The 10,375-nt window shown below is 61.1% G+C and carries 9 protein-coding genes; 2 read left to right on the top strand and 7 right to left on the bottom strand.

Annotated elements, in window-relative coordinates; genetic code table 11:
• The 6 genes from EU800_RS25130 to EU800_RS25105 all read right to left on the bottom strand — a co-directional run.
• The coding region (locus EU800_RS25130) for an SDR family NAD(P)-dependent oxidoreductase (protein WP_207210009.1) at positions 1-750 on the bottom strand (750 nt) is incomplete at its 3' end.
• Positions 751-836: 86 nt separating this feature from the next.
• Positions 837-1,862 carry a LacI family DNA-binding transcriptional regulator gene (locus tag EU800_RS25125; protein ID WP_129636216.1) on the bottom strand — a complete coding sequence of 342 codons (1,026 nt, stop codon included), beginning with the start codon at positions 1,860-1,862 and terminating at the stop codon, positions 837-839.
• 179 nt (positions 1,863-2,041) lie between these two features.
• The gene (locus tag EU800_RS25120; RefSeq protein ID WP_129636215.1) at positions 2,042-2,938 is read right to left on the bottom strand and encodes an NAD(P)-dependent oxidoreductase; all 897 of its coding nucleotides are present in this window, start codon (positions 2,936-2,938) and stop codon (positions 2,042-2,044) included.
• Positions 2,939-3,007: 69 nt separating this feature from the next.
• Positions 3,008-4,492: a sugar ABC transporter ATP-binding protein gene (locus EU800_RS25115; protein ID WP_242500827.1), complete on the bottom strand. Its 1,485-nt coding sequence runs from the start codon at positions 4,490-4,492 to the stop codon at positions 3,008-3,010.
• 82 nt (positions 4,493-4,574) lie between these two features.
• Positions 4,575-5,516, bottom strand: a complete 942-nt coding sequence (locus EU800_RS25110) for a sugar-binding protein (protein ID WP_129636213.1) — start codon at positions 5,514-5,516, stop codon at positions 4,575-4,577.
• A 110-nt stretch (positions 5,517-5,626) separates the two neighbouring features.
• Complete coding sequence (locus tag EU800_RS25105; RefSeq protein WP_129636212.1) at positions 5,627-6,631, bottom strand: ABC transporter permease; 1,005 nt, start codon at positions 6,629-6,631, stop codon at positions 5,627-5,629.
• Positions 6,632-7,030: 399 nt separating this feature from the next.
• Here EU800_RS25105 and EU800_RS25100 point away from each other — a divergent pair, with 399 nt between their 5' ends.
• Positions 7,031-7,717: an aspartate/glutamate racemase family protein gene (locus EU800_RS25100; RefSeq protein WP_129636211.1), complete on the top strand. Its 687-nt coding sequence runs from the start codon at positions 7,031-7,033 to the stop codon at positions 7,715-7,717.
• Between the two features lie 35 nt (positions 7,718-7,752).
• Positions 7,753-8,808: an aldo/keto reductase gene (locus EU800_RS25095; RefSeq protein ID WP_129636210.1), complete on the top strand. Its 1,056-nt coding sequence runs from the start codon at positions 7,753-7,755 to the stop codon at positions 8,806-8,808.
• A gap of 190 nt (positions 8,809-8,998) precedes the next feature.
• Here EU800_RS25095 and EU800_RS25090 read toward each other — a convergent pair whose 3' ends face one another.
• Positions 8,999-9,871, bottom strand: coding sequence for an NAD(P)-dependent oxidoreductase (locus EU800_RS25090; protein WP_129636209.1), 873 nt, complete (start codon positions 9,869-9,871; stop codon positions 8,999-9,001).
• Positions 9,872-10,375 lie beyond the last annotated feature (504 nt).

The raw sequence follows: 10,375 nt of genomic DNA, 5'->3' as shown, positions 1-10,375 counted from the left end.
GGCGATCCGTTTCTCGTCGGTCTGCCGATCGACTTCGTTGTCGGGACAGAGGATGTAGAAATCCCCCGCCTCGACCCGGTCGAACAGGAAGGTCACTGTCTGTTCGGGCGTCCAGGCGCCTGCGGGCTTCTCAGTCCGGCCGTTGGCCGTGAGCGGCGTGAACACGAAGCCCGGGATGAACAGCCGTGCTTCGACCTGACAGCCCTCGCGGTTGCGCAGATCATGTTGCAAGGCTTCCGTGAACGCCTTCACGCCCGTCTTGGAAACGTTGTAGGCCGGGTCACCGGGCGGCGTGGTGATCCCCTGCTTGGAGCCGGTGTTAATGATCAGCCCCGGCTGGCCCGAAGCGATCATGTCGGGCGCAAAGATCTGTGAGCCGCGAATGATGCCCCACATGTTTACGTCGATGATCCTTTGCCAGTTGTTCTCGGCATCGAAGATCGAACTGCCGGGTTGCATTCCGGCATTATTCATCAGCACGTTAATCGTGCCGAATGCCGAGGTCGCCTGATCCTTCAACGCACGTAGCTGACCGGCATCAGCAACGTCTGTGGCCACTGCCATGACCTGACCAGATTCCGCACCTGCTCGGACGAGCGTCTTCGTCGCTGCGTCCAGCGCGTCGCCAGGTAGGTCGGCGACGCAGACCTTCAGACCTTCCGCTACCAACTGGGTAGCCGCCGCCAGGCCGATGCCCGACGCGCCGCCCGTGACCACTGCCGTTTTCCCTTTGCCAATTGCGGGGTGCATGTCCATATCCTTCCTTTTCACCTGCCGGTTATGCGTGTGAGGCGCCCGGACCAGGCAGTCACCGGATCAAGAGGAGCGACTGGCACTCATGCCGTTGCCCCATCGACAATCTCAAAGCCAGTATCGACGCGAACCGGGCTGCCGGGGCGCTCCTTGTCATTCAGGATCTGTTCGATTGCGGTCCGGCCGATAAGGAACCTGTTCGACCGAACGGTCGACAGCGGCTGCGGCAGTTGCTGACCGATCTCAAGCCCGTTGAAGCCGAAGATCGCTAGATCCGACGGGATCGATCGGCCCGTTTCCATGCAGTGGAACACGCCTCCCACCGCCATATCGTCATTCGAGTAGATGGCAACACTGATATCGGGCGCCCGCTCCAGCAGCCGCGCCGTCATCGCCTTGCCGATCCCAACGGAACTCGGCGTCTCCGCACGCGATTCCGCAATGAAGCCGAGGCCGGCTTCCGACAGAGCCTGGACCATGCCCTCGTGCCGAAGGCGCGCACGCCGATCCGGACCGATATCATGTGCGACGTACCCAAAGCGGCGGTACCCCTTCGTCAGCAGATGACGAATAGTCTCGTAACCTGCGCTGCGGTGGGACATCCCAACGGCCGCGTCAATCGGCTCGGCATCGATTTCCATCATTTCCACCACCCGCCCGAGGCTCTGCCGGAGCATTCGGCTGGTCGCCTCGTTATGCGTCAATCCCGTGACCAGAACCGCCACGGGGTTCCATGCCAGGAGACCGCGCACCATCTCTTCTTCCGTTGCGAGATCATATTCCGTGACACTGATCACTGCCTGCATATGGTTGCCCTTCAGCCCCGACTGGATGCCGCGCAATACCTCCGGAAACACGATGTTTTTCAACGATGGAACGATGACACCGACCAGATGCGTGTTGAGTGAGGCAAGTGCCCCGGCGATGCGGTTCGGCACATAGCCGAGCTCGCGAACCGACTTCATAACTTTCTCGCGTGTTTCCTCGGAAATCGGGCCTTCGTTGCGCATTATTCGCGAAACAGTCGTTTCACTTACCTTGGCGTTCAGCGCCACCTCACGAATGGTGACCTTGCTTTTTCTGTCAGGTAGGCGCTGTTTCGGTTTCATGCCGTCTCCGTCCACGTTCCGATGTTCCGGCGCCAATCATCGCATACCGTGATGGTAGCGCCACCAGAAACGCGCTTCCGTGCCGGCAAGAAGACCGCCGAAACGCCGCAGTCTCGGCCTGGTGGATCGGAGGGCACCCAAGTAGCGCCCCCCAGCATTCGTCTCGCGGCGAGGCGCGATCAGCCAGCCGTCACGTATTTCCGCCAGGAATGCTCTTCCTTGAAGCCGAGAATTTCGCGGACTTTGCGATTGGACAGAAGCCCTTCGTATTCGCCGAGTTCCCGCTTCACCGGCACGCCGGGATAGAAACGCTCCAGCAGTTCCTTGGTCGGAAGGTCGGACGAGGTCTCGTCGTTGGCGGCGTTGAAAATCTCGAAGCCAAGGCCGTCCTTCTCAATCGCCAGCTTGGTGATCTGTCCGAGGTCGCGGGCGTCGATATAGCTCCAGGTGATGCGCTTGCGGAAGCCCGGATCGGCGAACCACTTCGGGAAGAGCTCATACTCATGCGGCTCGATCACGTTGCCGATGCGCAGGGCATAGATGTCCACGCCGGTCCGCCGAGCGAAGGCCTTTGCGGTCTTCTCGTTGCAGATCTTCGACAGGGCATAACTGTCCATCGGGTCGACCGGGTAGTCTTCCTCCAGCGGGAAATACTCCGGGTTGCGCGGCTCGTGGGCGAAGACCAGACCATAGGTGGTTTCCGAAGAGGCGATTATGACCTTCTTGATCCCCAGCTTAGTGGCGGCCTCGATCACATTGTAGGTGCCCATGGTGTTGATCCGGAACACCTCGTTGTCGGGCGTCAGCATGATCCGCGGAATGGCGGCGAAATGCACCACCGCGTCCACCGGCTGCGGTCGCAGCGATGGATCGAACTCGTGCAGGCCCATGTAGCTCGACAGCGCGTTGAATACCTGCCCGCTGTCGGTGATGTCGGTAATCAGGGTGCGTACCTTGGGGTTGTCGAGCGGCTTGGTGTCGAGATTCAGCACCTGATAACCTGCGTCCACGAGGTATTGGACCACGTGCTTGCCGGCCTTTCCGCTGCCGCCCGTGAACATGATACGTTTCGTCATCTCGATCTCCATTCTTGAGACTTGATTTCGGCCGCGACACTGTCACGGCCGGTTTCATCAACGACCGGCTCAGCCGGTTGCCGCATGCATGACGACTTCCTGGGTCGCCTCGTCGCGCGAAAGTTCACCGCTGACACGACCTTCCTTGAGCACGATGATCCGGTCGCTGATGGCGAGGATTTCAGGCAAGTCCGAGGAAACCACGATGATCGACAGACCTTCGCGCGCCAGCTCGTTGAGCAGCGTATGCACCTCGGCCTTGGCGCCGATATCGATGCCGCGGGTCGGTTCATCGACAATCAGGATCCTCGGTCGGCGCGCCACCCATTTGGCGATCACCACCTTCTGCTGATTGCCGCCCGAGAGATTCATCACTTTCTGCTCAGTTCCGGGGGTCTTGATCGATAGCGACTTGATGTAATCGATGCAGCGGGCCTTCTCTTCCCGCCGGCGCACGAAATCAAAGCTGCAGTAATCCTTCAGGTGTGTCAGGCTGAAGTTTTCGCGAACGTTCATGCCCAGCACCAGCCCCTGTCCCTGTCGGTCCTCGGTGACGAAACCGATGCCATGAGCGATCGCCGTCGAGGGATCGTGGATCTCGGCCCTCTGGCCGTCGATGGTGATCTCGCCGGTATAGGGACGACTGCCAAAGATCATTTCCATAACTTCGGTGCGTCCCGCTCCGACCAGACCGAAGAACCCGAGGATCTCGCCCCTGCGGAGGTCGAAGCTCACATCCGACACACGGGCACCCTGCATGGTGGGTCGCTTCAGGCTGAGGCCGCGCACCGACATCAACACCTCTTCGGTGGCATACGACAGATGATCGCCGAACAGTTCCGACAGTTCCCGGGCTACCATTTTCATCACCAGGCGGTCACGGGTCATCGCTTCTATCGGTTGAGTGTCGACCGTGGCGCCGTCGCGAAGGACCGTCACCCGGTCGGCAATCTCGAAGATTTCGTCGAGGCGGTGGGAGATATAGACGATGCCGATGCCCTGCGACGCCAGCCGCTTGACCATCCGGATCAGCGTCCGCGTTTCGTGGTGGCTGAGCGATGCCGTGGGTTCATCCATGACGATCAGTTTGGAATCATAGGAAATCGCGCGGGCAATCTCTACCATCTGCTTCTGGCCCATGCTCAGTCGGCCGACCATAGCGCCCGGTTCGATGTCCATTTCCAGTTCTTCCAGCACTGCTCGCGCGTCAGCCTTCATCTTGCGGGTGTTCAGCAGGCCGCTGGGTCCGCGCGGTTCCCGGGCCAGAAAAATATTCTCGGCGACGGTCAGGTTGTTCACCACCGCCAGTTCCTGGTAGATGATGCTGATCCCCAGAGAACGGGCGTGCACCGGGTCGTGGATTGTGACCTCTTCGCCTTCGACGATGATCGAGCCGCCAGGATCGGCACGATATACTCCGGTCATGATCTTCATAAGCGTGCTCTTGCCTGCGCCGTTCTCGCCGGCCAGAGCGTGCACTTCCCCCCTGTTCAGCCTCAGGTCCACCCGATCCAGCGCCTTCACACCCGGGAAGGTCTTTGAGATGTTGTTCATTTCTAGGAACAGGGACATGTCGGGCTCCGTCTTTGAAAAGTAGGGCAGGCCCCCTGAGGGGCCCGCCCAGGCTGCGGGAGGATTACTTGGTGTAGCTTCCGAGGTTGTCCTTGGTGACGACGGTCACGCCCGTATCGACATCCTGAGGATTGGTCTCCTCGCCCTGGATCTGGGCAACGAGATGTTCGACCGCAAGCTTGCCCATGGTCACCGGACGCTGCACCATAATGCCGTCGATATAACCTTCCTCGACGCCCTTGATCGTGTCCGGCAGGTCGTCAAAGGCAAAGACCTTGATAACGCCGGCGCGATCGTTGAACTCCTTCTGCGCCAAAACCTTGGCAACGGCCGGGCCGCCGACCTGGCTGATACCGAAGATGCCCGAGAGGTCGGGGTTGGCGCGCAGAAGCGCCTCGGTCACGGAAACGGCGCGCGCCAGGTCGTCTTCCGTCCCTTCGGTGGCGACGATCTCGATGTCCGGGTATTCCGCCAACGCCTTCTTGACGCCGTCGATCCGCTCGTTGAGGTTGGACGCCCCAAGCTGGCCGGTGACGATGGCGACCTTGCCCTTGCCGTCAAGCGCCTCGGCCATGGACCGGCCCATAGTCGCACCGGCCTCCTCGTTGATCGTGCCGATATACATCGAACGATTGGAATTGGCACTGTCGCTATCGAAGGTCAGGACAGCGATGCCGGCCTCGACCGCCTGGTTGATGATGCCTTCGACCGATTTCGGCTCGTTCACCGAAATGGCTATCCCATCGACGTGGCGCGCCATCAGGTCCTCGATGATCTTTACTTGCGTCGAGCCCTGGGTGTTTTGCGGCACCACCCATTGGTACTTGACCCCGAGTGCATCCGCGGCCTCCTGGGCACCGGTGTTGCAGTCGTCGAAGAACGGAACGGCGACTTTCGGCACAACAGCAACAGTGATGTCGCCTGCGTCCTTGGCGAGCGCCGTCGTCGCGGCAAGCGCCGAGAGAGCGAGCACGGCGGCGCGCGTGGATTTTGTAAAGATTCTCATTGGTTTTCCTCCTCTGTGGGCCGTCTTCGGACCCGAACTCAGTTTCGTTTGATCCGCTCCGGGATCGATTTCCTCGCACCGGCTTCAAGACCCGGCTCAATCTCCTCCCCTCAGTTTCCTCCTCCACTCAGTCGATTCCGCAGCACGTCCAGGCTGACGGCGATCAGGATCACGCCGCCAGTGATAGCCTGCTGCGCATAGGTGTTGATGTTGAGAAGAACGACGCCGTTCGCGATCACGCCAACCAGCGCGGCACCGATGACCGCTCCGGTGACCGATCCGATACCGCCGGCCAGGCTCGCGCCGCCGATCGCCGCGGCGGCGATTACGTCGAGCTCGGACCCGAAGCCGGATGCAGGCTCGGCCGACAGATAGCGCGAGAACCCGATGACACCGGCCAATGACGCAATCGTCGATGACAGCACATAGACCGTCAGCTTGACCCGACCGACTTTCACACCGCTTAGCCGCGCCGCCTGCTCATTGCCACCCGTGGCGTAGACATGCCGCCCGAAGCGAGTCCGGAGCATGATGATGGCAAAGAAAGTCATCAGAGCCAACATGATGACGACCGGAACAGGTACCGGGCCGATATAGCCCTGCCCGAGGACTGAAAAGACCTCGGGGGTATCCGGCGTGACCGGCACGCCATGCGTGATCATGTACATCAGGCCGCGCCCGATGCTGAGCGTGCCCAGTGTCGCGATGAAGGGCGGCAGACCAATCGCTGTGATCAGGAGACCGTTCGTTAGGCCGAAGGCCAGCCCCGTCGCAAGGCCGGCACCGATCGCGGCTCCGGTCGGGAAACCCGCCTCAAAGGCCAGGGCGGTTACCAAAGAGGCAAGCCCCATGGCCGATCCCACCGACAGGTCGATCCCGCCGGTGATGATCACCATGACCATTCCGATGCTCATGATCGCCGTCAGGGAGAAGGCACGAAACACCCCCATCAGGTTGTTGGTGGTCAGAAAATAGGGTGTCGCGAGGCTGATCAGGAATCCAACCAGCAATAATGCGAGCAGGACGTTGAACTCTCGGACATGACGCAGTTCGGCGATCTTGGCGAGTAGACCGTCTCGATGCTCCGCAGCTTCCATAGTGTCAGTTCCGTTCATCTGCAGCCTTCCTCCCAAGAACCGGTTCGCGGGTTAGGCGCCCCTGTTGGCGAGTACAAGGTCGGGGATTACCGACCCTAAAAGGGCCGATTACCCACGGACCGAGTCACACGCCAAAAAATCGAGTGATATCACCGCCACCTCCCAATGACAGCGCTGCCATCTCATCACAAATTCTCTTCTCGTGTCAATCGGAAATTCAGTTTCAGAATTTGTGATTGGGCTCTCCGAGAAGTGCTAACGGCAATCAAAGGCAGTAAAAGTCGCCATTTTCAGAGGGAAACTGGTGAATCCAGTTGAAATTCGAAGCTTCGCCCAGCAACTATGGCAGCGCTGCCATTTAGAAAGTGAGTCGGCTCCAGCCGGCGACTGGGAATCTGTGAAACTCAAGGGGAACGGATGACACAGGCGACATCATCGAAGGAGCGCACCCTGTGCATGATCCACACCGTGCCCGGATTGATCGCTGTTCTGGAGCCGTTGCTAGCCCGCGATGTGCCCGGGTGGGCCCATTTCAACATCGTCGACGAGAGCCTCCTTAAGAACACGATACGGGACGGTGCACCCTCACACGCAACCATGCGCCGGCTGCTCGGGCATGTCGCTTCGGCCGTTGAGGCGGGCGCCGAAGCGATCCTGGTCACGTGCTCGTCGCTGGGGGCGGCCACCGAGATGGTCCGGCCCTTCTTTGCCGAGACGCTCGTGCGGATCGACGAGGGCATGGCGCTGGCAGCCGTCACCGGGTATCGGCGCATCGGTGTCCTTGCCACACTGCATTCTACGCTCGAACCGACCACAGCACTCATCGAGTCGACAGCGCGGACGCGGGGCGCCGCCGACCGAGTGATCCACAGCAAGGTGTGCGAGGGAGCCTTCGCGAAGCTCACCCGGGGCGACACCGACGGTCATGACCGGATGGTCTCCGATGCAATCGCCGATCTTGCCGACAGCGTCGAGGTGGTTCTGCTCGCGCAGGCTTCGATGGCGCGTGCATGGGAGCGCTATGGTGATGCCGCCGGCAGCTGCCCCGTCCTGACAAGCCCGGAACTCGGAATGGTCCATCTTGGCCGCGTCCTGAACGGGTGACGCCGATCACCGCGTGAATCTTGGAGGAGACAACGATGAAATACAGAACGCTTGGACGCACCGGCCTGAAGGTTTCGGTGCTCACGATGGGCACTTTTACCTTCGGCGGTCGCGGAGATTTCGCGATGGTCGGCAGCCAGAGTGTGGACGATGCGCGACGGCTGGTCGATCTCTGCATCGACAACGGCGTCAATCTCTTCGACACCGCCAACATGTACTCGCTTGGTCGCGCCGAGGAGATCCTGGGCGAAGTTCTGGACGGCCGCCTGAACGAGGTGCTGATAACGTCGAAGGCCCGGATGAAAATCGGCGATGGGCCCAATGACGAGGGCTTCTCGCGCCACCACCTGATCCGCGAATGCGAGCGCAGTCTGAAGCGCCTGCGCACCGACCACATCGACATCTACTACATGCATGAGTGGGACGGCCTCACACCGCTGGACGAAATGCTGGCCGCGCTCGACACACTCGTATCCCAGGGCAAGGTCCGCTACACGGGCTGTTCGAATTTCTCTGGTTGGCACGTCATGAAGTCTCTGGCGATCAGCGAACGCGACCGCCGCCCCCGCTTTGCCACCCAGCAGATTCACTACACGCTCGAAGCCCGCGAAGCCGAGTACGAACTGCTGCCGATCTCCGTCGACCAGGGGCTGGGCGTGCTGGTCTGGAGCCCGCTGGCAGCCGGGCTTCTCACCGGCAAGCATCGGCGCGGGCAAGATACGCCGAAGGACAGCCGGCAATTCGCGGGCTGGACCGAACCGCCGATTCGCGATGCTGAGCGCCTATGGGACATCATCGAAGTGCTGGTCGCGGTCGGGGAGCGCCACGGTGTTTCGGCCGCGCAGGTGGCTCTTGCCTGGCTGCTGGAGCGGCCTGCGATCAGCTCTTTGGTGGTTGGTGGGCGCAACGAGGCCCAGTTCCGCGACAATTTCAAAGCCGTGGATCTTAAACTGAACGACCAGGACCGCATCGAGCTTCACGCCGTCAGCAAACTTCCCTTCATCTACCCGTATTGGCACCAACGAAACTTCGCCAAGGACCGCTTCTGTCAGGCGGACCTTGCGCTGCACGCCGACTATGCCGACGGCTGACGCTCTAGTAAGTGATGGACGACGGAATGGCACCTGGGAATGCCAGCGCCCCTAGCACTGCAGAGGCGCCGGATCTCTTGACAGGTGGCTTGGCGGGAGCATTTCCCGTCAGCGCGGGCGACCGGGAGAACGGCCCGGCCGCCTCTGATCCGGCGCTGCCAGACATGTGCGACGCGCCGGGCTCGGGGTGTCAATTCACTGGATCGCGGAACTTCGAAATCGCGTTCCAGTCCTTGTCGCCGTAGCCCTGCTCCGCTGCGGTGGCGAAACGGTCAGCGAGAATGTCGCCGAATGGAACCGTCGTGCCCGCGTTCCGCGCAAGGTCGCGCGCCAGTCCGATGTCCTTGCCGCCGAGGGCAAGCCGGAAGCCCGGCGGATCGAACGCTTCGTCGAGGATGATACGGCCATAATTCTGGTGGATAACGGAGGCGAAGATCGACTCGCTCATCATCTCATGGAACAGCCGCGGATCGGTCCCCGACCGGCGCAGCACGTCAAAGGCCTCGCTCATTGCTTCGATGGCCGAAGCGATGACGAAGTTGCCGGCGATCTTTACGTGCACTGCGGATTCGGGTGCATCGCCGAAATCCTTGATCAATTGAGAGACGTCGGCCAGCACCTCCTTGGCCGCTTCGCGCCCCGCCTTCGGCCCAGAGAGGGCCACCCAGAGCTTGCCATCCTCGGCAGCGATCGGCCGGCCGAAGACCGGCGCTGAGACGAAATGAGTCGGCCCGGAGGCCGCCGCCATCTCGGTGACGACATCCGGCGAGACTGTGGACATCGAGATATGCGCACCGCCTTCAGGGAGGCCCGCAGCAATACCGTTCGGCCCTGTGGTCACGTCTCGCACCGCCTGATCGTTGGCCACCGAAGTGATGACTCGCCCGACTTTAGCCGCTTCGGCGGGCGTTTCGGCTCGGCGGGCACCCGTGATCCCGTCGAAAGCATCGAGATCTTCCGGAACGAGGTTCCACAGCGTGACCTGCCAGCCCTGCGACAGAAGCCGCCTGGCGATCGCACTGCCCATGGCGCCGACGCCCACGATTCCGACATTCTTGCTCATGATGATCTCCTCTCCTTTGACATCCGCTGCCGGATGAAAACGATCATGTCGCCGGCCTGGGCAATCTGATGTACCTGTGCGGAGTACATCACCACCACCACCGGCAGGCTCTTGGTGGTCCAGTACACCCGCGGCGCCCCGGTGTCGACGCTGACGCTGAGGCCCGGATTGAAGGGACCAGAATATCTGGTGTTGTCATGTGTGGACGTATATGGACCCCGCCTGATTGCAACGCCTGATCTGGTCGGGTTCGAGTTTCGCAATTGCGGACGTATATCCGGCTTCCTTGAGCGGCCCGATACTTCGTCGCCGCGAGCCCCGATGGATTTCCGCGTGCTTTCTCCTCAATGCTCCCGAGGGTGGTGTCATTTGTGGATGGCCCCGGTTTTGCAAGGGATTTCTTGTGTGACTATGGTCGAAGCAGGCTGCAGTCATTTGTCCGGCCTTTGTGCGCGGCGCATATGACCGCTGGCCTTGATGAAGTCCGCGTGCTGGGTCCCGATC

Source organism: Tropicimonas sp. IMCC6043 (assembly GCF_004146235.1).
Taxonomy (GTDB): domain Bacteria; phylum Pseudomonadota; class Alphaproteobacteria; order Rhodobacterales; family Rhodobacteraceae; genus Tropicimonas.
The sequence above is the reverse complement of the archived record's forward strand: the minus strand, read 5'-3'. Positions and strand labels throughout refer to the sequence as shown.

Coding starts and splice junctions, on each gene's coding strand:
- EU800_RS25125 (WP_129636216.1), bottom strand. CDS start 1,862: ATGAAACCGAAACAGCGCCTACCTGACAGAAAAAGCAAGGTCACCATT.
- EU800_RS25115 (WP_242500827.1), bottom strand. CDS start 4,492: ATGAACAACATCTCAAAGACCTTCCCGGGTGTGAAGGCGCTGGATCGG.
- EU800_RS25105 (WP_129636212.1), bottom strand. CDS start 6,631: ATGAACGGAACTGACACTATGGAAGCTGCGGAGCATCGAGACGGTCTA.
- EU800_RS25100 (WP_129636211.1), top strand. CDS start 7,031: ATGACACAGGCGACATCATCGAAGGAGCGCACCCTGTGCATGATCCAC.
- EU800_RS25095 (WP_129636210.1), top strand. CDS start 7,753: ATGAAATACAGAACGCTTGGACGCACCGGCCTGAAGGTTTCGGTGCTC.
- EU800_RS25090 (WP_129636209.1), bottom strand. CDS start 9,871: ATGAGCAAGAATGTCGGAATCGTGGGCGTCGGCGCCATGGGCAGTGCG.
- EU800_RS25110 (WP_129636213.1), bottom strand. CDS start 5,516: ATGAGAATCTTTACAAAATCCACGCGCGCCGCCGTGCTCGCTCTCTCG.
- EU800_RS25120 (WP_129636215.1), bottom strand. CDS start 2,938: ATGACGAAACGTATCATGTTCACGGGCGGCAGCGGAAAGGCCGGCAAG.